The 19998-nt window shown below is 73.6% G+C and carries 19 protein-coding genes; 12 read left to right on the top strand and 7 right to left on the bottom strand.

The genetic code is table 11. The features are described 5' to 3' along the window. The first annotated feature begins 78 nt into the window (after positions 1-78). A complete protein-coding gene (locus ACU616_RS23940; protein ID WP_446760905.1) occupies positions 79-1587 on the top strand; it encodes an MFS transporter in 1509 nt (502 codons plus the stop codon). 488 nt (positions 1588-2075) lie between these two features. Here ACU616_RS23940 and ACU616_RS23935 read toward each other — a convergent pair whose 3' ends face one another. Beyond that, positions 2076-3050, bottom strand: coding sequence for an aldo/keto reductase (locus ACU616_RS23935; RefSeq protein WP_446760904.1), 975 nt, complete (start codon positions 3048-3050; stop codon positions 2076-2078). A gap of 143 nt (positions 3051-3193) precedes the next feature. After that, positions 3194-4672 (bottom strand): MFS transporter, encoded by a 1479-nt coding sequence (locus ACU616_RS23930; protein ID WP_446760903.1) that lies wholly within the window; start codon positions 4670-4672, stop codon positions 3194-3196. Positions 4673-5145: 473 nt separating this feature from the next. Here ACU616_RS23930 and ACU616_RS23925 point away from each other — a divergent pair, with 473 nt between their 5' ends. The 7 genes from ACU616_RS23925 (at position 5146) to ACU616_RS23895 (ending at position 10953) form a co-directional block, all read left to right on the top strand. Continuing rightward, a complete protein-coding gene (locus ACU616_RS23925; protein ID WP_446760902.1) occupies positions 5146-5352 on the top strand; it encodes a hypothetical protein in 207 nt (68 codons plus the stop codon). A 616-nt stretch (positions 5353-5968) separates the two neighbouring features. Further along, the gene (locus ACU616_RS23920) at positions 5969-8098 is read left to right on the top strand and encodes an MMPL family transporter (protein ID WP_446760901.1); all 2130 of its coding nucleotides are present in this window, start codon (positions 5969-5971) and stop codon (positions 8096-8098) included. Between the two features lie 75 nt (positions 8099-8173). Then, positions 8174-8377: a hypothetical protein gene (locus tag ACU616_RS23915; RefSeq protein WP_446760900.1), complete on the top strand. Its 204-nt coding sequence runs from the start codon at positions 8174-8176 to the stop codon at positions 8375-8377. Beyond that, positions 8374-8598 (top strand): hypothetical protein, encoded by a 225-nt coding sequence (locus ACU616_RS23910; protein WP_446760899.1) that lies wholly within the window; start codon positions 8374-8376, stop codon positions 8596-8598. The genes ACU616_RS23915 and ACU616_RS23910 overlap by 4 nt, the downstream gene beginning before the upstream one ends. Further along, positions 8595-9764: a sensor histidine kinase gene (locus ACU616_RS23905; protein ID WP_446760898.1), complete on the top strand. Its 1170-nt coding sequence runs from the start codon at positions 8595-8597 to the stop codon at positions 9762-9764. Before ACU616_RS23910 ends, ACU616_RS23905 begins: the two co-directional genes overlap by 4 nt. Positions 9765-9772: 8 nt before the next feature. Further along, positions 9773-10423: a response regulator gene (locus ACU616_RS23900; protein ID WP_446761523.1), complete on the top strand. Its 651-nt coding sequence runs from the start codon at positions 9773-9775 to the stop codon at positions 10421-10423. A gap of 83 nt (positions 10424-10506) precedes the next feature. Then, a complete protein-coding gene (locus ACU616_RS23895) occupies positions 10507-10953 on the top strand; it encodes a GtrA family protein (RefSeq protein ID WP_446760897.1) in 447 nt (148 codons plus the stop codon). An 81-nt stretch (positions 10954-11034) separates the two neighbouring features. Here the strand turns inward: ACU616_RS23895 and ACU616_RS23890 are convergent, their stop codons facing one another. Further along, positions 11035-11301, bottom strand: a complete 267-nt coding sequence (locus ACU616_RS23890; protein WP_446760896.1) for a putative quinol monooxygenase — start codon at positions 11299-11301, stop codon at positions 11035-11037. A gap of 3 nt (positions 11302-11304) precedes the next feature. Then, positions 11305-12501: an FAD-dependent oxidoreductase gene (locus tag ACU616_RS23885; protein WP_446760895.1), complete on the bottom strand. Its 1197-nt coding sequence runs from the start codon at positions 12499-12501 to the stop codon at positions 11305-11307. A 97-nt stretch (positions 12502-12598) separates the two neighbouring features. Between ACU616_RS23885 and ACU616_RS23880 the strand changes: the two genes are divergently transcribed. Then, entirely contained in the window at positions 12599-13243 is a 645-nt protein-coding gene (locus tag ACU616_RS23880) for a TetR/AcrR family transcriptional regulator (RefSeq protein ID WP_446760894.1), read from the top strand. Here ACU616_RS23880 and ACU616_RS23875 read toward each other — a convergent pair. Beyond that, positions 13216-14151: a LysR family transcriptional regulator gene (locus tag ACU616_RS23875; protein ID WP_446760893.1), complete on the bottom strand. Its 936-nt coding sequence runs from the start codon at positions 14149-14151 to the stop codon at positions 13216-13218. The genes ACU616_RS23880 and ACU616_RS23875 overlap by 28 nt on opposite strands. 97 nt (positions 14152-14248) lie before the next feature. On the opposite strand from ACU616_RS23875, the gene ACU616_RS23870 reads away from it, so the two are divergent. The 3 genes from ACU616_RS23870 to ACU616_RS23860 are packed head-to-tail and all read left to right on the top strand — an operon-like array spanning position 14249 to position 17337. Beyond that, positions 14249-15223 carry a fumarylacetoacetate hydrolase family protein gene (locus ACU616_RS23870; RefSeq protein ID WP_446760892.1) on the top strand — a complete coding sequence of 325 codons (975 nt, stop codon included), beginning with the start codon at positions 14249-14251 and terminating at the stop codon, positions 15221-15223. A 14-nt stretch (positions 15224-15237) separates the two neighbouring features. Further along, on the top strand, positions 15238-16176 hold the full coding sequence (locus tag ACU616_RS23865; RefSeq protein ID WP_446760891.1) for a VOC family protein: 939 nt from the start codon (positions 15238-15240) through the stop codon (positions 16174-16176). A gap of 30 nt (positions 16177-16206) precedes the next feature. Further along, a complete protein-coding gene (locus ACU616_RS23860) occupies positions 16207-17337 on the top strand; it encodes an FAD-dependent monooxygenase (protein WP_446760890.1) in 1131 nt (376 codons plus the stop codon). Between the two features lie 75 nt (positions 17338-17412). Here the strand turns inward: ACU616_RS23860 and ACU616_RS23855 are convergent, their stop codons facing one another. Together ACU616_RS23855 and ACU616_RS23850 are read right to left on the bottom strand one after the other, a co-directional pair. Next, positions 17413-18588, bottom strand: coding sequence for an FAD-dependent monooxygenase (locus tag ACU616_RS23855; protein WP_446760889.1), 1176 nt, complete (start codon positions 18586-18588; stop codon positions 17413-17415). A gap of 138 nt (positions 18589-18726) precedes the next feature. After that, positions 18727-19956, bottom strand: a complete 1230-nt coding sequence (locus ACU616_RS23850; RefSeq protein WP_446760888.1) for an ABC transporter substrate-binding protein — start codon at positions 19954-19956, stop codon at positions 18727-18729. Positions 19957-19998: the final 42 nt, after the last annotated feature.

Here is a 19998-nt window from a genome sequence, read left to right as displayed (position 1 = left end):
TGGAATGGATTGTCCGTTTCTGATGCTAGCGTGTCCGACGGAAACGGAATTATCTTTCCACTTCATTCGGAGGACAGCATGAGCTCGACCATCGACGAGCAGCGGGACAGCTCCCCGAGCAGTTCCGCGACGGCGGAGGGTGGGGGCCCGCGCCGCTGGTGGATCCTCGCCGTCGTCGCGCTGGCCCAGCTCGTCGTCGTCCTCGACGCGACCATCGTGAACATCGCGCTGCCGACGGCGCAGGCCGATCTCGGGTTCGGCAACGACTCCCGGCAGTGGATCGTCACCGCCTACGCCCTGGCCTTCGGCTCCCTGCTGCTCCTCGGCGGCCGGCTCGCGGACCTGTTCGGTCGTCGGCTGCTGTTCCTCGTCGGGCTGACCGGGTTCGCGGTCGCTTCCGCCGTCGGTGGTGCCGCCGAGGGCTTCGGTCTGCTGGTCACCGCCCGCGCGGCGCAGGGCGTCTTCGGTGCCATGCTCGCCCCCGCGGCCCTGTCGCTGCTGACCGTCACGTTCGCCGAGGGCAAGGAGCGCGGACGCGCCTTCGCCATCTTCGGCGCGATCTCCGGTGCCGGGGGTGCTGTCGGCCTGATCCTGGGCGGCGCGCTCACCGAGTACCTGTCCTGGCGCTGGTGCCTCTACGTGAACGTGCCGATCGCGATCGCGGCGATCATCGGCGCGCTGGTCTTCCTGCCCCGCCGCGAGCCCCGCGTCGCGGGTGCGCCCGGCCTCGACGTGACCGGCGCCCTGCTCAGCGTCGCCGGCCTAGTCTCCCTGGTCTACGGGCTGGGCTCGGCCGAGACCGACGGCTGGAGCTCGGGCACCACGCTCGGCTTCATCGGCGCCGGCCTCGTGCTCCTCGCCGCCTTCGTCGTCGTCGAGACCCGCGTGGCGAACCCGTTGCTGCCCATGCGCGTGCTCACCGACCGCACCCGCGGTGGCGCCTACGCGGCGATCGCCATGGCCTCGGCCGGCATGTTCGGCGTCTTCCTGTTCCTCACCTACTTCATGTCGACCGTGCTCGGCTACGAGCCGCTGCCCACGGGGCTGGCGTTCCTCCCGATGATCGTGTCCCTGATGGTCGGTGCCCAGGTGTCGTCGAACGTCGTGAACCGGATCGGCGTCAAGGTGCCGGTCGTGCTGGGCTTCCTGGTCGCCGCGGGCGGGATGGTGCTCCTCACCCGGCTCGGCGTCGACAGCAGCTACTGGACCGGCGTCGTCCCGGGCCTGGCGGTCGTCGGCGTGGGCATGGGCTTCGTGATGGCGCCCGCGTTCTCCGCCTCCACGTACGGCGTGCAGGCCGAGGACGCCGGTGTCGCCTCGGCGGCGGTGAACACGTTCCAGCAGATCGGTGGCTCGATCGCCACCGCGGTGCTGAGCGCGCTCGCCGCGTCGGCGGCCACGGACGCCCTGGTGGGCGTCGACCCGTCGAACCCGGCGGCGCTGCTCGAGGCCTCGGTGAGCAGCTACACCACGGTGTTCGCCTGGTCGGCCGTGATCCTCGCCGCGGGCGCGGTGATCAGCGCCCTGATGCTCCCGCACGGCGCGCTGGAGCGGGACCCCGACGCGGCGCCGGTCATCGCGCACTGACCGCCGCGTCGTGAGGAGGGCGGGCCCCCGTGCCGGGGGCCCGCCCTCGCCCTCCGGGACGCCGCCCACGACCTGGTCGGCGGTGGCGACGCAGATGAGGCAGTCGGGCAGCAGCGACAGCGCCCGACGTCCGCAGACGGGGACCAGCGCAGCGGCGCCAGGGCCCGGCCGACGGCGAGGTGTTCCGCGGGATCGAACCGCTGGTCGATCGAGAGCTGGACGACGGGGACGTCCGCGTCCGGCCAGGCTGGCAACAGGACGGCACACACACCGTGGTCGTGGCCGCGTTCGTCGTCCTCGCGGACGGCGATGCCCGCGCCGCTCAGCCGTTCGACGACTCGGCCGGCGAGCGCCGGCGGACCGGGCGCCGGGTACCGGGTGACCCCCGAGCCCCGGCCGGTTCACCGAGCCGTCAGCAGGCCTTGGACGCCCCGTCGCTGAGGAGGGCCCGGAGCGTTGCGGTGTGCACGGTCACTGCGCAGGGAGCATCAGCTGAACCCGGCCACCGCGCGCGGCGTGTAGGGCTCCTCGAGTCGGGCGATCTCCTCGTCGGTGAGCTGCACGTCGACAGCGGCGACGGCGTCGTCCAGATGCTCCTCCTTCGTGACGCCGACGATCGGCGCGGTCACCACGGGCTTCGCGAGCAACCACGCCAGCGCCACCTGCGCGCGCGGAGTGCCGCGATCCTGGGCGACTTCCGCGACCCGCTCGACGATGGTCCGGTCGCTGCGCTCGTCGTACAGCCGCCGCGCGAACTCATCGACGCTCGACCGGCTCGTCGTCTCCTCCTGGTCACGCGTGAGCCGACCACGGGCCAGCGGACTCCACGGGATGACGCCGATCCCCTGATCGGCGCAGAGCGGGTGCATCTCCCGCTCCTCCTCACGGTTGAGCAGGTTGTAGTGGTCCTGCATCGACACGAACCGGTGCCAGCCACGCTCGCCCGCCAGGTGCAGGGCCTTTCCGAACTGCCACGCCCACATCGACGAGGCGCCCAGGTAGCGGACCTTGCCGGAGCGGACGCACGAATCGAGGGCCTCGAGGGTCTCCTCGACCGGCGTGTGCGGGTCCCACCGGTGGATCTGGTAGAGGTCGACGTAGTCGGTGCCCAGCCGGCGCAGGCTCTCGTCCAGCTCCCGCAGGATCGCCTTGCGGGAGAGGCCGGCGCCGTTGGGCCCGGGGTGCATCCGGCCGTGCACCTTGGTGGCCAGCACGATGTCGTCGCGATTCGTGAGGTCGCGGATCGCCCGGCCGGTGATCTCCTCGCTCGATCCGGCCGAGTAGACGTTCGCGGTGTCGAGGAAGTTGATGCCGCAGGCGAGGGCCTTCTCGATCAACCGCCGGCTCTCCTCCTCCGGCAGGCTCCAGGGCTGACCGCCTCTGGAGGGCTCGCCGAAGCTCATCATCCCCAGGCAGATCCGGGACACCTCGAGACCGGTGGCGCCCAGGCGCGCGTACTCCATGCGCCCACCCTGGTGCACCGACGACCGCGCTGCCACCCTTCACGCGGAGGGGAGCGTCCGTGGAGCCTCGCCCCGTCGGCCCGCCAGATCCTGCTGGTCGACCGCCGTGGCCGAGACGGCTCAGCCGGGGAGTTCCTGGGGACTCACGTCCCGACCTCCGGGTGCCGCGCGGCTTCCTGGCGTCGATCGAGACGCCAGTCGACGACGCCGATGACCAGGGCGAGGCCCGCGAAGAACACCGAGACCGCGAGACCGGCCATCAGTGCTAGGGAGAAGTCGCCGTCCGTGGCGCCGAGGACGACGTAGAAGAGGCCGGGCAGGACCGCGGTCCCGATGGCTGTGCCGAAGCGCTGGGCGCTCTGCAGGCCCCCGCCGGCGGCCCCTGCGAGTCCAACCGGCACGTTTCCCAGCGTCAGCGTGATGTTGGGCGAGACGACGCAGCCGCTGCCCGTGCCGGCGAGGAGCAGGGCAGGACCCGCAGCCCAGCCCGCCTGCTCCGGTGGCACGAGACCGAGGACGACGCCCGTAGCGCTGAGGCCCAGCATGGAGGTGCCGAGGCCGAGGACGGTCACTCCGCGGCCATAGCGCTCGACCAGGCGTCCGGCGACCACCGCCGCTGATGCCGATCCGATCGCGAAGGGCATGACAGCCAGGCCCGACTGCAGGGGGCTGTAGCCCAGACCGGTCTGGAAGAAGATCGCGAACATCACCCAGATCCCGCCGAAGCCGATGAAGTAGGTCGTGCCGACTGCCAGACCCGCCACGAAGCCACGGGTCTCGGTGACCAGCCGCGGGTCGAACACCGGTTGCCGGCCGGTGCGGGCCACCCGGCGCTCCCAGGCGGCGAAGGCGGCGAACACGGCGATGGCGACCGGGAAGAGCCACCACAGCCGGACGAGGCCGCCGGATTCGGCCTGGACCAGGGGGAACAGCAGTGCCAGCGCCCCGGCCCCCAGCAGCACGGCACCGATGCCGTCGAGGTAACCGGGGTTCCCGGACCCTCCCCTGGGGAGCAGTCGCAGCGCCAGGACGAACGCGACGGCGCCGATCACGACGTTGACGTAGAAGATCCACCGCCAGCCGCCGGGTCCTGCCGCGAGGGCGAGGATGAGACCGCCGACGAGCGGCCCGACGGTGCTGGACAGGGCGAGGGTGGCGCCGTACAGCCCGAACGCACGTCCTCGTTCGCCGCCGCGGAACAGTTGCTGGATCAGTCCGGTGTTCTGGGGCCCGAGGAAGCCGGCGGCAAGACCCTGGGCGAGACGGGCGGCGATCAACAGGCCGGCCGTGGGCGCCGCCCCCGCGGCCGCGCTGCCCAGCGTGAATCCGGCCAGTCCGAGCAGGAACAGGCGGCGTCGGCCGAAGGCGTCACCCAGCCGTCCGGCCGGCACGAGCGCCAGACCGAAGGTGAGCGCGTACCCGGAGATCACCCACTGCGCTTCCGCTGGGGAGGCCCCCAGGTCCTCCTTCACCGCGGGCAGGGCCACCGCGACGATGCTGAGATCCAGGACGCCCATGAAGCCCACGACGAGGGCCACCGACAGGGCTCGCCAGCGCCGAGGGTCGGGGTGGAACGTCTCATCCGCGACCAGCGCATCAGGCTTCTGGTCCGACCTGGTCACGAGTGCCTCCTCCGGGCGGGGGAACCGACAGCCTCACAGGTCCCGGGGAGTCCTCGTCCGGGCTGACCGGCTCTGCCCTCTCACAGGCGGGATGTCCGGCTCAGCAGGAACGCGCGGCACCGCCGGACCGGACGGTACCGGCCGGTCGCACCGCACCCTTCCGAGGCCGGCCTCTCGTCGCTGGACCGCTCCTGGCCGCCGTCGTCCCAGCAGCCGACGGTGGCACCTGCTCAGCGACAGGTGGCGCGCTTCCGGGGTGAAGGGGCCGGCCCGTCACCATCGGCGTGGTTGCGGGGCGAGCACGTCGCGCAGACCCTCGCCTCCATCCGCGAGGCCGGCACCGTCGTCCTCACCGGGCTCGGCGACATCACCGCCGTCGGCGCCCCGATCGCCCCGATCGCCCTGGGTGACCTGACGCTGATCAGGAGCGGCTGCAGGGCTCGCTGTTCGGGGAGGCGAACCCCCGTCGCGACGTGCCGAACCTGCTGCGCGCGTACCAGGCCGGCCAGCTCGAGCTCGACGAGCTGGTGACCAGGGAGTACACGCTCGACCAGGTCGCCGAGGCCTACGAGGACGTGCACGCCGGGCGCGCACCACCCGCGACGTCATCGTCTTCGACTGATCGACCGGGCGCTCCTCGGGAGCCGCCGGACCTCGCGGGACGGCGGCTCCCACGGTGAGTCGGACGAGACGTGTAACGCTTGCGATCTCGACCGCTGCCCTTGGCAGCGCACCGGCCCTCGTCGTGGACCGGTGACGGGTCCGCGTGCGCTCGTCGCCGGCTACCGGTCTCGGGTCGGCCGCACGGCTCTGGTCGCCGCTCGCGGCTGACCGCATGACCAGCCGCGCTCCCCGGGTGGGCGCCCGGAGGCGCTGACGCGCCCCTGCAGGTCCGGCTGTTCACGGGCCTGTGACGGCTCGTGATCTCGTTGGGCTCCAGTGCTCGACCTGAGACGTCTCGCGCCGGCACTCCTCGAGCGTCGCGCAGTGGCTGGGACGGCGACGTGGTCCGGCTGTCCTGACCTGGCGGGAGTCGCGACCTGGGACGTGCGACCGGCACCTCGGGCCGGTCTCACCCCGGTTCGGCGTCGACGCCGACGGCGGCACGCACCTGGTGGCCGGTCGGTCACGGGCTACTGCGTTCGCAGTAGGTGAAGTGGGTCCGGTGAGACGACGGCGGGACCTGCTGCCGCGCCGATGCTGACAGCAGTCCTGATCTCAGATCCCCGGAGGCCTGCTGTGTCTGCTCTTGCTCGCTGGTGTGCGCGACGGCGGTTCGTCGTGCTCGCTTTGTGGTTGGCCGCCCTGTTCGGTCTCGGCGGGGCGGTGGGTGGAGTCGGTACGTCGTTCAACGACTCCACGGACCTGCCCAGCAGCGAGTCGAGCACCGCCTACGAACTGCTCGCCCAGGCCGGGGCGAATCCCGACGACGGCGACACGACGGACGGGAACGTGGTCTGGCAGACCGACGGAGTCGAGGTCACCGACCCCGCGGTGGTCGCGCAGGTGCAGGACGTGCTGGCGCAGATCGCCGCCGTGCCCGGCGTCGAGTCGGTGGTCAGCCCCTACGACGCCGCCGGCGCCGCGCAGGTCTCGCCCGGCGGGGACGTCGCCTACGCCTCCCTCACGCTGGCCGAGGACGCCGACACCGAGCGGATCACCGAGCTCGCCGACACCCTCGACGGCTCGACGCTCGAGGCGCTGACCGGTGGTGCGGCGTTCGCTCCCGTGATCAGTGCCGGCGGCGCCGGCGAGGTCATCGGTGTGCTGTGCGCGCTGGTCATCCTGCTGCTGGTGTTCCGCTCCCTGTGGGCCGCGCTGCTGCCGATCGTCACCGGCGTCGTCGGCGTCGGCGTCTCCGCCCTCGTGGTGCTGCTGGGCTCCAACGTCGTCGACCTGCCCAGCCAGACGCTGGCGATGGGCTCGCTGATCGGCCTCGGGGTCGGCATCGACTACGCCCTGTTCATCGTCAACCGCCACCGCAGGGCGCTGCTCGCCGGCGTGCCGCTGCGGGAGTCCATCGCGCAGGCGGTCAACACCTCCGGCCGGGCCGTCGCCTTCGCCGGCGCGACCGTCATGATCGCCCTGCTCGGCATGACCATCCTCGGCATCAGCATCCTCACCGGCATGGCGCTGGGCGCCACGGTCACCGTGCTGCTCACCGTCACCGCCGCGCTCACGCTGCTCCCCGCACTGCTGGCGATGCTGGGCACCAAGGTCCTGTCCCGCGGGCAGCGTCGTGCGCTGGCCGCCGGCGAGTTGGTCACCGAGTCCGGCGGCGGGCTGTGGGGCCGCTGGGCCACCGCCGTGCAGCGCCGCCGCGGCCTGCTCGGGCTGGTCGCTGCTGCCCTCGTCGTCCTGCTCGCCGCGCCGGTGGCGAGCATGCGACTGGGCTCGGCGGACGACAGCAGCGACCCGACCGACTCGGTCACCCACCAGTACCACCAGGCCATGTCCGACGGGTTCGGTGACGGCTTCGACGCGCAGCTGCTGCTGGTGGGCCGGACCCCCGACGACGCCTCCCGCGCCGCGTTCACCGAGCTGGCCGGGGAGCTCTCCTCCGTCGAGGACGTCACCGCGGTCAGCGCCGCGCCGCTGGCCGCCGGCCAGGAGATCGGCGTCATCACCGTGACCCCGTCCTCCACCGGGCAGGCCGAGGCCACCGCCGACCTGGTCACCGCACTGCGCGAGGAGGTCGTCCCGGCCGCGGAGTCCGGCACCGATCTGCAGGTGTACGTCGGCGGCAGCACCGCCAGCGGCATCGACTTCTCCGAGGCGCTGACGTCGAAGCTGCCGGTGTACCTGGGGCTCGTCGCCGTGCTCGGGTTCGTCCTGCTGGCCATCGCCTTCCGCAGCGTGCTGGTCCCGCTGATCGGCGCGGTCACCAACCTGCTGTCCATCGCCGCCGGCCTGGGCGCGATCACCGCGATCTTCCAGTTCGGCTGGGGCTCGGAGCTGTTCGGCGTCGGCTCGGCCGCCCCGGTCGAGGGGTTCGTGTCGGTGATGATCGTCGGCATCGTCTTCGGCCTGTCGATGGACTACCAGGTGTTCCTGGTCAGCCGCATGCACGAGGAGTGGACCCACACCCGCGACAACCGCCGCGCCGTGCGGGTCGGCATGGCCGAGACCGGCCGGGTGATCGCCACCGCCGCGGTCATCATGGCCTGCGTCTTCGCCTCCTTCGGCTTCACCGGTGAGCGGATCATCGCCGAGCTCGGGGTCGGCATGGGCGCCGCGGTGCTGGTCGACGCGTTCCTGGTCCGGATGGTCCTGGTGCCCGCGGTCATGCACCGCCTCGGTGACCGCAACTGGTGGTACCCCCGCTGGGCCGAGCGCATCACCCCGCGGGTGTCCATCGAGGGTGAGTCGGTCCCCCCGACCGCGAGGCCCACGATCGGTGAGCTCGAGCCCGCCGGCCGACGCTGACCGCGTCCCCACCCCGAGGCCGGCCCGGTCGCCCCGCGCGACCGGGCCGGCCGCATCCCCGAGAACGGAGTCGTCGTGCCCACCGAGCAGCACACCGCCGAGATGAACGCGGTGAGGGCGGCCTTCGTCCGTGGGGCCACCCCGGTGTGCGCCGACACGCGGATCGCCGGGCACGTGGTGACACCGGACCCGGTGGCCGCGGCGAGTGCGCTGCCCGACCTGACCGTGTCGGGTGCCGCTCGGGGGGACGCGCTGCGGAGGCGGTTGCCCTGTCGGTGACGCTCACCTGGTCCCCGCAGCGCCGGGACCTGCTCGTCGTCCTCGCGCCGTCGCACGGAGCCCGGACGGCGTGCCTGGACGGGGACGACCTCGAGGGCCCGTCCGACCTGGTGCACCTGGCCGGCGGGACCATCCGGCTCGAGACGCCCCGGTGCGGTGGGTCCGTCCTCGCCGTGGTGCTGCCCGTGCTCGGGCTCCCAGGTGCGAGGATCGGTCGGTGACCCGGCCGCTCCCGCCCTCGGTCGAGCTGCCACGGCCGCCGTTCTGGATGCGCCGGCCACGCGTGCTCGAGGTCAGCACTCCGCTCGTCATCGCCGGCGCGCTCGCCGCCGGCGCCGCCACCCTGCCGTTCCACGAGAGCCCGGGAGGCGGGCTGCTCGCACTCCTCGTCAGCGCCGCCGGGGTCGTCCTGGGCTACCGCGTCCCGCTCGTCGGCCTGGCGCTGCTCGCGGGGGCCCCGCTGGTCGCGGACGGCCTCGGTGCCGATCCGATCGTGCAGTGGCAGGTGTCGATGTTCGGGGCGTTCCTGCTGGCGCTGCGCGGACTGTCCGGCCTGCTCACCGGTCTGGTCATCGGCGCGGCGGACTTCCTCGCCCTGGGCTCGGCCGCCGGCGGGTTCGGGCTGGCGAACCCCATCGCCTACGTCGCCGGCGCCAGCGCCCTGGCCGCCGCGGCCACCGGGAGCGCCATCCGCGGACAGTGGCAGTACTGGGCGGCGTTGCAAGGAGCCACTCACGAGGCGGTCGCCGGCCGGGACGCGGCGGTCGAGCGCAGCGTGGCCGAGGAGCGGCTGCGGATCGCCCGCGACCTCCACGACACCCTCGGCCACGAGATCGCAGTGGTCGGCATGCACATCGGTGGCGCCGAGGTGCAGCTCCCCGCGGGCGCCGACGCCTCCCGCGGGCACCTCGAGGCGGCCCGGGGCAGCGTCAAGTCCCTGCTGGCTGAGACGCAGGAGATCCTCCGGGTTCTGCGCTCCGACCGGGACGGGGACGCGACGAGCCCGGCGGCCAGTCACTCCGGCATCCCCTCCTTGATCGAGGGCTTCCGGGCCGCGGGGTTGGACCTGGAGGCGCAGGTGGGGGACCTGTCCCGGGAGCTCCCGCCGCAGGTCAGTGCCGCCGCGTACCGCATCACCCAGGAAGCGCTCACCAACGCCCAGCGCCACGGGGTGGGGCCGGTGCGGCTGACCGTCGACCTCACCGGTCCCGCCGTACAGGTGGACGTGGTGAACGCCGTCGGTGATCCGACGGAGGGCGGGGGACGGGGGCTCATCGGCATGCGCGAACGCGCCTCGGCCGCCGGTGGCCGGCTGGAGGTGTCCGCGGACGACGGCTGCTTCCGCGTCCGCGCCCTGCTGCCCGTGGCGGAGGGGGCGCTGAGGTGATCCGGGTGATGCTGGTCGACGACCAGGAGATGATCCGGGCCGGTCTGCGCTCGATCGTGGGCGCCCATCCGGACCTCGAGGTGGTCGCCGAGGCGGCCGACGGCCTGGCCGTCCTGCGCGACCTCGAGACCGTCGAGGTCGACGTCGTCCTCATGGACATCCGGATGCCCGGGATCGACGGCGTGGAGGCCACCCGCCGCATCCGGCTCACCCGGCCGCCGGAGCAGCTGCGGATCCTGGTGCTGACCACCTTCGACCAGGACGAGAACGTGCTGCGGGCCCTGCGGGCCGGCGCCGACGGCTTCCTCAGCAAGGGAGCCGGCCCGGCCGAGCTGACCGGAGCGGTCATCGACGTCGCCTCGGGGAGGCGAGCGCTGTCTCCCGGGGCGGTCGGTGCGGTCGTCGACCACGTCGTGGCACAGCGGGCGGTCACCGCGGACCCGGTCCTGGCCGCCCGCTTCGCCGAGCTGACGCCGCGGGAGCGCGAGGTGGTCGGCGCGATCGTCTCCGGGCTGGACAACGCCCAGATCGCCGAGCAGTTCTTCCTCTCCCCGTTCACCGTGAAGACCCACGCCAACCGCGCGATGACCAAGGTCGGCGCGCGTGACCGCGCCCAGCTCGTCGCGCTGGCCGTCCGCGCCGGCATCACCCCGCAGTAGCCGGTCGCCTGCTACGCCTGCAGTAGGCCGAGTGGATGCGGAGGGACGACGACCCCGGCCCTGCCGGGACCGACGATCGACGTGTGCAGAAGACGACCTCCCGGCTGATGTCCCGGCTGCGCCGCGACGACGCGCGGGCGCAGCTCGCCCGGTTCGTCGCCGTCGGCGGCATCGCCAACGTCCTGTACGCCCTCGTGTTCGTCCTGCTCGCAGACCTCGGCAGCACGCCGGCCAACCTCGCGGGCGCCCTGACCTCCTCGGTGCTCGCCAACGAGCTCCACCGCCGGCTCACCTTCTCCGCCACCGGCCGGGTCACCTGGCTGGAGGCGCAGTGGGAGGGCGGCGGACTGGCCCTCGCCGGGATGGCGGCGACCACGGTGGCGCTCGACCGGTTCGACGCGCTGGTCCCCGGCAGCAGCGCAGCGGCGCACCTGGCCCTCGTGGCCCTGGTCACGGGGGCGGTCGGGCTGGTCCGGTTCGCCGCACTGCGGTGGGCCTTCCGGGCTCCGGCCGGGCCGGTCACCGCCTGATCGGCCCGTGCCCACCTCGCGAGGCCCACGTCGCAGCGGCGACGACTGCGGCACGCGGCTCGAGGGGTGGTACGTGGCCGCCTACGGCCGGGAGATCGGCCGCGAGCTGTTCGCCCGCACGATCTGCGGTGAGTCGATCCTGTTCTGGCGCACCGAGGCCGGCGCGGTGACCGCGTCCCGCCAGACCTCGACACCGAGGATCCGGTCGGGGTCCTCGACGTCCGCGGCGAAGGTGTAGGCCAGGCATCCGTCGTCCCCGCGCGTGGCGGCGGCGACGACCCGGGCCGCTGCGACGAGTTCGTCGCAGCGGCCGGGCGCGGCGGTGGCGTTGCCGATCACGACCAGCACGGCTCAGTCCTCGATCAGGACGAGCTGTTGGTTGATCTCTCGCGGGTTGGAGTCGCCGGCCATCTTCTGCAGGAACGGCGTGTGGTCGAAGAGGAAGTCGCGGACCGGGCGCAGCGGTGCGGGGGCGTGGTGGAAGACCTTGCCGAGCATCCAGGCCATCTGCACCTGCTTGGCGGTGTGCGGCTTGCGCGGGTCCTCGTAGGACTGCAGCGCCCGGGCGACCGCGTCCGCGTCGGTGAGGTCGACCCCGCGCAGCGCGACACCGAGGAAGTAGCCGTCCTCGATCGACATGCCGGCCCCGTAGGCCGCGTAGGGCGAGGTCGGGTGGGCGGCGTCGCCGACGAGCGTGGCCCGGCCCTTCGACCACTGCTCGAGGGCGGGTCGGTCGCGCAGCACCCAGCGCTGCACGTCGCCCGGCTCGGTCGCGGCGATCAGGCCCGGTAGTGGTGCGGGGAACTCCGCGCCGAGCGCCGTGGCCGCGGCCTTGAGGTCGGCGGGCGCGGGCGCGTCGGGGTCGGTGGCGGTGAGCACCCACCACTGGTGGCCGTCGCGGCCCTTGTGGCGGATGGAGGTCCAGCTGCCCTGCGTGGTGCGGCTGTGGCTGAGCACGCACTTGTTCGGGATCGTGCCCTCGACCTCGGCGAAGGTGAACCCGCCGAAGATGTGCAGCCGGTGCTCGCGCTTGGGCGCGTCGCCCCACAGCGTGCGGCGGACCAGGGAGTCGATGCCGTCGGCGCCGACCAGCACGTCGTGCTCGGCGGTGCTGCCGTCGGCGAAGTGCAGGGTGACCGCGCGCTCGTCCTGCTCGATGCGCTCCACCTGCTGCCCGAAGCGGATGACGCCGTCGGGGATGGCGGCGAGCATCCGCTCGTAGAGCTCCGGTCGCAGCAGGCCGATGAACCCGCCGCCGAAGGCCTCCTGGACGTCCCTGTCGAGCTTGACGTCGACGCGCACCTTCCCGCGGACGTTGCGGAACTCCGAGTGGGTGGGCGCGCCGAGGTCGTCGGTGTCCACGCCGAGGGCCCGCAGGGCCTTCAGCGGCGGCGGCCAGAGGTTGAGGATGTTCCCGGCCGGGCGGGCCTCGCGGTAGCGCTCGTAGACGACGACGTCGTGGCCGGCCGTGAGCGCGCCGAGAGCGGCGGCCATGCCGGCCGGACCGGCGCCGAGGACGGCGACACGGCCGCGGGAGGAGAGGGTCATCGGGCACCTCGGGATGGGCGACGATAACTGTAGCGATTACTACAATTGACGGGGAACTGTAGTGCACGTCACGGTTCTGTCAAGAGAGGATGAGCAGATGGACGCCGACCTCGAGGTCCGCCCGCCCAAGCAGCAGCGCAGCCGGCGGGCCTGGAGCCGTGTGCTCGACGCCGGGGTGGCGATCCTCGAGGACGGCGGCTACGAGGCCTTCACCATCGCGGCGGTGTGCGAGCGGGCCCACGTCGCGCCGACCGCCCTCTACGCCCGCACCACCAGCAAGGACGGCCTCTTCCTCGCCGTGTACGACCACGGCGTGGACCGCCTGCGCGCCGGGCAGGAGGTCTTCGCTGACGAGCAGCGCTGGACCGGGCTCGCGCCCGCCGACCTGGTCCGCGCCGCGGTCGCCGAGACCGTGCGCATCTCCCTGCGCCACGAGCGCTTCCTGCGCGCCGTGGTGCTCCTCTCGGCGTCGCACGCCGAGGTCCGCCGGCGCGGCTCCCGCCACAGCCAGGAGCTGGGGGAGGGCTTCGCGGCGGTCGTGCTGCGGGCGCGCGAGGCGATCCGGCACGCCGACCCGGAGGCCGCCGTCCGCGCCGCCTTCGGGACCGTCTTCGCCACCTCGATGATCCGCGTCGCCTACGGCCCGGGCTTCGCCACGCCGGCGCCGGTCGACGACGACGCGTTCGTCGCCGACCTCGGTGAGACGGCGGTCCGCTACCTGCTCGCCGGCCCCGTCGGCTGACCCAGCCCGGCGCCCACGCCGGTGACCACCTCGACCAGCCACCGGTGGCCGGGGTCGAGCCGGCGGCTGGGGTGCGACCAGGCCGTCTCGGTGATCGGCGGCAGCTGCACCGGCAGCTCGACCACCCGCAGGTCGCGCGCGGTCAGCTCGCCGGCGAGCCGCTCGTGGAAGAGGACGAGCAGGTCGGTGCCGACGACGAGGCGGTCGAGCACGCTGAACGACTCGACCCGCACGGCGCAGTGCCGGTCGACCCCGAGGGCGGCGAGCGCGGCGTCGGCCGGTGAGGACATGAGCAGCTGCTGGAAGGGCATGACCCAGCGGGCGCGCGAGACGTCCTCGAGGCTCAGGCGGTCCCCGACGGACGTGTTGCCCCGCCACGTCGCGCAGATCCACCGGTCCCGGTAGAGCTCGACGCCGGGCAGCTCGGGCAGCGCGAACAGTCCGCGCGGGACGACGAGCAGGTCGACGTCGCGCAGCAGCGCCAGCGGGTCGGTGGTGACCCGCGCGTCCAGCGACCGGAAGTCCAGGCTGGCGGCCGGCGCCTGCCGGGTGACCGCCGCGACCAGCGGTGGCCCCAGCACCGCGAGCACCGAGTCCGAGCAGGCGACGACGAACCGCCGGTCGGTGTTGCCCGGGTCGAAGCGCGGCTGGGCGGCCAGCACCCGCTGCAGCCGCTCGAGGGTCTCGCCGAGCTGGCCCTGCAGCGCCTGGGCCAGCGGGGTGAGCACGTAGCTCCCGCCCACCCGCTCGAGCAGCTGGTCGTCGAAGTGCCGGCGCAGCCGCGCGAGCGCCGCGCTGGTGCCCGGCTGACTCAGGCCGACGCGCTCCCCGGCACGGGTGACGTTGCGCTCCTCGAGCAGGGCGTGCAGCACGACGACCAGGTTCAGGTCGAGGCTGGGGAGCTCCACGCGGACCTCCTGTGGCCGGGTCATAAGGCGCCTGGATGCCCGTCCATACGGATCCGTCGTTTCCGCCGGGCCGGCGCGGGCGCCGATGCTAGCCAGCGTGACCCCGCTCATCGACCACGCCGGGGAGTGGGCACTCGCCCGCCTCGCCGACGACGACCGGACCTTCCCCGCGCTCGTCGCCCGCGACCGGGTGCTCGACCTGTCCTCCGCCACCGCACTCCGCTCCCCGACCGGGACCCGGGAGCTGCTCGACCGGTGGGACGACGTCCTGCCGGTGCTCGAGGAGACGGCCCGCACCGCGGACGGCTGGCGGCCGCTGGAGGGCCTCGCCGTGCTGCCGCCGGTGGAGCCGCGCCAGGTCTTCCAGGCCGGTGCCAACTACCGCACGCACGTCATCGACATCGCCGTCGCGCACGCCGACGGCTCCGACGGCCGCACGGTCGAGCAGGTGCGCGCCGACGCCGCGGCCGAGATGGACACCCGGCTGCAGCACCCGCCCTACGTCTTCCAGGGCCTGCCCAGCGCGATCTGCGGCGCCTACGACGACGTCGTGCTCCCGCTCGACGGGCAGCAGCCGGACTGGGAGCTCGAGCTCGCCGCCGTCGTCGGCCGCCGCGCCCGCCGGGTGACGCCGGCCGACGCGCTCGACGTCGTCGCCGGCTGGACCATCGTCAACGACCTGACGCTGCGCGAGCGGATCTTCCGCCGGGACGCCCCGGCCCTGGGTGCCGACTGGCTGGCGGCCAAGAACTCGCCGACCTTCCTGCCCACCGGCCCGGTCCTCGTCCCGCGCGCCGCCGTGCCCGACCCGTCCGACCTGCGCCTGACGCTGCGGCTCAACGGCGAGGTCATGCAGGACGAGTCGACGAAGGACATGCTCTTCGACGTCGCCCGGGTCGTGGCCCACTGCTCGACCGTGGCGACCCTCCTGCCCGGCGACCTCGTGCTCACCGGGAGCCCGGCCGGCAACGGCCTCCCGCGCGGCCGGCTGCTGCGTGCCGGCGACCGCATGGACTCGACCATCACCGGCCTGGGCGCCCAGGCCAACCACTGCATCCCCGAGCAGGACTGACAGGAGCACCCACGATGACCGACCGGCTGATCACCCACCTGCGGCACGTCGACCTGGCGGTGCCGGACTTCGACACGCAGCGCGAGTTCTACACGACGCTGTGGGGCCTGACCCCGGTCGCGGAGGAGAACGGGATCGTCTTCCTCGCCGCCGAGGGCTCGCCCGAGCAGTACGTCGTCCGGCTGCGCAAGGACACCGAGAAGCGCCTCGACCTCATCTCCTACGGCGCCGGCTCCGCGGCCGACGTCGACGCCCTGGCCCAGCGCCTCGGCACCGCCGGCGTGCAGCTGGTCAGCGAGCCCGACGTCCTGCAGACCGCCGGCGGCGGCTACGGCTTCCGCTTCTTCGACGTCGACGGCCGCACCATCGAGGTCTCCGCCGACGTCGCCACCCGGCAGCACCGGAAGATCGAGGAGCGCGAGTCCATCCCGGTCCGCCTCTCGCACGTGGTCATCAACTCCCCGGACCCCAACCGCACCCAGGCCTTCTACGAGCAGCACCTGGACTTCGCGCTCTCGGACTCGCTCATCCACCCCTACGCCGGCGAGCTGATGAAGTTCATGCGCTGCAACCCGCAGCACCACAGCATGGCCATCGCCAAGGGCCCGCACGTCTCGCTGCACCACGTCTCCTTCGAGATGCGCGGCCTCGACGAGTACATGCGCGGCACCGGCCGGCTGCTGCGCGCCGGCACGCGGATGGTGTGGGGCCCCGGCCGGCACATGGCCGGGGACAACACCTTCAGCTACTTCCTCGACCCGCACGGCAACACCATCGAGTACACGACCGAGCTGGAGAAGCTCGACGAGGACGCCTGGCACCCCAGCGTCTACGACGTCTCGAAGCCCGAGAACCAGGACCAGTGGGGGACGGCGAACCCGTTCGAGGAGCTCGTCGCCAAGGAGAGCTTCAACGACGTCGACCGCGGCCTGTTCGTCGCGCCGCCCGTCTGACCCCCGCCGCACCGGACGAAGGAGTCCCCCATGTCAGCCGTGCAGAACGTCCTCGTGGTCGGCGGCGGTGTCGCCGGCGCCGCCACCGCCACCCTGCTCGCCGACGCGGGCGTGGGCGTCGACCTAGTCGAGATCACGCCCGACGTCACGGCGCTGGGCTCGGGGATCACGCTGCAGGGCAACGCCCTGCGGGTGCTCCGGCAGCTCGGCGTGCTCGACGAGTGCCTCGCGCTGGGCTACGCCGCCGACCAGCTGGTGATCCGGGCGCCGGACCCGGCGGCCACGGTGGTGGCCCGTGTCGCCGAGCACCGCTCCGGCGGCCCCGACCTGCCGGCCAGCATGGGCATGTACCGCCCCGACCTCGCGCGCGTCCTCGTGGGCCGGGCCGAGCGGGCCGGCGTCAAGGTCCGCTTCTCCACGACGCTGCAGGAGCTGGCGCAGGACGAGTCCGGCGTCGACGTCCGGTTCACCGACGGCTCCACCGGCCGCTACGACCTCGTGGTCGGCGCCGACGGGCTGCGCTCGTGGACCCGCCGCCTGCTCGGCGTGCCGCTGGAGACGCGCTCGGTCGGCATGGGCATCTGGCGGGTGTTCGCCCCGCGGCCGGCCGAGGTGGTCAGCTCCGAGGCGGTCTACGGCGGCCCCTGCTACATCGCCGGCTACACGCCGACCTCGGAGACGTCGCTCTACGCCTTCCTCGTGGAGGACGCGCAGGACCGCACCACCGTCACCGACGAGGAGAAGCTGGCCGTCGTGCGCGGGCTGGCCGGCGCCTACGGCGGCCCGTGGCGGGAGATCCTCGCCTCGATCGACGACCCCTCGGCGATCCACTACACGTGGTTCGAGGAGCACCTGCTCGACACCCCGTGGCACCGCGGCCGGGTCGTGCTGGTCGGCGACGCCGTGCACACCTGCCCGCCGACCCTGGCCCAGGGCGCGGCGCTCGGCCTCGAGGACGCCTCGGTCCTCGCCGAGGTCCTCACCGGCGCGGACGCCCTCGACGACGACCTGCTGGCAGGCTTCGCCGCGCGCCGGCTGCCGCGGGTGCGCGAGGTCGTCGAGGCATCGCTGCAGCTCGCCCGCTGGCAGCTGGCCCGCGAGCAGGGCGACGTGCCGGCACTCATGGGGCGGATCGCGCAGCTCACCAGCGCACCCGCCTGATCCCGCACGGCGAGGAGCCCCGTCCCGGCACCCGCCGGGACGGGGCTCCTCGCCGTCGGGTCCAGGACGGCCGCGTCAGTAGGCCTCCTGGGCGATCCGGGCCTGTGCACCGGGGATGCCCAGCTGCACCAGCGCCGCCTCCTGGTCGGTCAGCTCGGCGCCGGACTCCTGCTTGAGCAGGGCCAGCGACATGTCGGCGACGAACAGCGCGCGGTCGCGACGCCGGCGGTACCAGGCGTCGAGCGCCTCCGGCAGCGACGGGTGCTCGTCGAGGGCGGCGGCGAGGGTGACGGCGTCCTCGACGGCCATCGCCGCGCCCTGGGCCAGGTGCGGCGTGCTGGTGTGGGCCGCGTCGCCGGCGATCGCGATCCGCCCGCGGAACCAGGGCTCGCGGACGACGACCTGCTCCAGCGGCGTGTAGGTGATGGCGGCGTCGTCGGTGACGGCGTCGCGCAGCTCGCCCAGCCGCCCGGAGAACCCCGCCATCCGCTCCCGCACCAGCCGGGGGAAGTCCGCCCGGTCGTGGCGCGGGTTGCCCGGCTCGGGCGTGACGAGCGCGATGTACATCTGCTCGGGACTGATCGGGGTGAGCACGGCCTTGACCGGGCCGGCGAGGGCGAAGGCGATGGCGGTCAGGTCGTCGGGGCGCGGCAGGGTGATCCGCCAGTTGGCCGACCCGGTGAACTCCGGCACGTACCGGTCGCCGAAGAGGTGCCCGCGGATCCGCGACCGGACGCCGTCGAACCCGACGACGAGGTCGTAGCGTGCGCGGCTGGCCGCCTCGTCCCGCACGGGCGGCGTCCGCTTGCCGGTCCAGGTGGCCAGTTGCACCTCGACGCCGTCGGCGTCCTCGGCCATCTCCCAGACGGTGGCACCGGTCCGGATGCGGACACCGGCCTCCTCGGCGGCGGCGCGCAGGATGCCGTTGTACAGGGGCCGGCTGATCGCGTTGTTCGACGGTCTGCCGTAGCGGCCCTCCGGCGGCGGGATCGCCGCCACCTGCACGCCGGCCGGGTTCCAGATGACCAGCGGCTCGAAGGGGAAGCCGACGGCCAGGCACTGCTCCCGCACGCCGATCTCGTCGAGCGCGGCCAGGGCGTTGTTGGGCTGGTTGAGGCCCACGCCGAGCACGGCGTCGGGGCCGGAGGCCTCGACGACGTCGACCTCGACGCCGCGCCGGCCGAGGGCGGCGGCGAGGGTCAGGCCGCCGACCCCGCCGCCCTGCACGAGGACCCTGCGGACGACGGGCATCAGGGGACGGTCCCGGGCACGGGCGGGCGGGCGTCGGTCACGGGGCGCTCCTCGGGGTGGGTCGGGAGCGCCCGCCCACCCGGCCGGGGTCGGGTGGGCGGGCGCCGGGGGAGTGGGCGCCGGGGGAGTGGGCCGGGGTCAGCCCTGCTCGAGGTCGTCCGCGTCGACGACGTCACCGGCGTCCTGCCAGCTGGTGCCGTCGAACTCGAGCACCCGGTACTGGTGGACCAGCCGGCTGCCGGGGCCGGCGGACAGCTCCATGTCGGGCAGGACGGCGGGGTTGTCGGCGCCGTCGACGGCGTCCCACGCGTCGGTGAAGGCGGTGCCGCCCTCGCCACCGGACTCCTCGAGCACCGACACGACGGCGGCCGCCGCCCCGTAGCCCTCGATGGCCAGGTAGGAGTCGGCGTTGGCGGCGTCGCCGTACTCCTCGACGTCGGCACGGAAGGCCTGCACGCCCTCGTCGTCGGCCCAGCGCGGGTCGGCGGGGTCCTTGAAGTACTGCGCCGTCCGGGCGCCGGTCACGTTCTCCAGGCCGGCCGGGCCGATGCTGGTCGCGAAGTCGGCCGCGGCGCTGTAGAGGTAGGTGGTCGGCCGGTAGCCGATCTCGGCCATGGTGCGCAGCGTCGCCGACTGGGCGGGACCGACGACGGCGAGGAACAGCGTGTCCACGCCGGCACCGCGCAGCTGGTTGAGCTGGCTGGTCAGGTCCACGACACCGGGGGCGACGGTGAGCACCTGGTCCGGCGTGACCCCGGCCGCGGTCAGGCCGTCGACCTGGCTGGTGGTGAGGTCGTTGTTGATGCCGAGGACGCCGACCGTGGCGTCGGGGTTCTCCGCCTGGATGTCCTGGGCCACGACCTGGCCCTCCCAGTTGCCGTCGGGGAACCAGGCCCGGGTGAACGGGGTGGCGTCGGTGTCGGAGAAGGTCGCCTGGGTGCCGAAGGCGATCTGCGGCACCTCCTGGGCGTTGAGGTACGGCGCGGTGGCGGCGGCGATGCCACCGAAGGTCATGACCACGTCGGCGTCGTCCTGCTCGACGAGCTGCCGGGCGTTGTCGGCCTGGCGGGCCGGGTCGTAGGCGTCGTCGAGGAGTTCGTACTGGATCTCGCGGCCGTCGATGCCGCCGTCGGCGTTGACCCGCTCGAAGTAGGCGGCCGCGCCGTCGGCCACGGCGCTGGCGCCGGCCAGCGGACCGCTGAGCGGGAAGCTCATGCCGACGACGATCGGGCTGTCGTCGGCACCGGAGGAGGAGGCGGAGCCGGCGGAGTCCTCGCCGCGGCCGCTGCAGGCGGCGGTCAACAGCACGCTGCCGACGGCCAGGGCCGCCAGCCCGCGGCGGGACACCCGGGCAGGGGTGGGGGACATGGCTGACCTCGTTTCCCACTGCGACGGCGCAGTGCGGGGCGG

It is taken from the genome of Geodermatophilus sp. URMC 62 (assembly GCF_052931475.1).
This window is presented reverse-complemented; position numbering and strand designations above follow the sequence as displayed.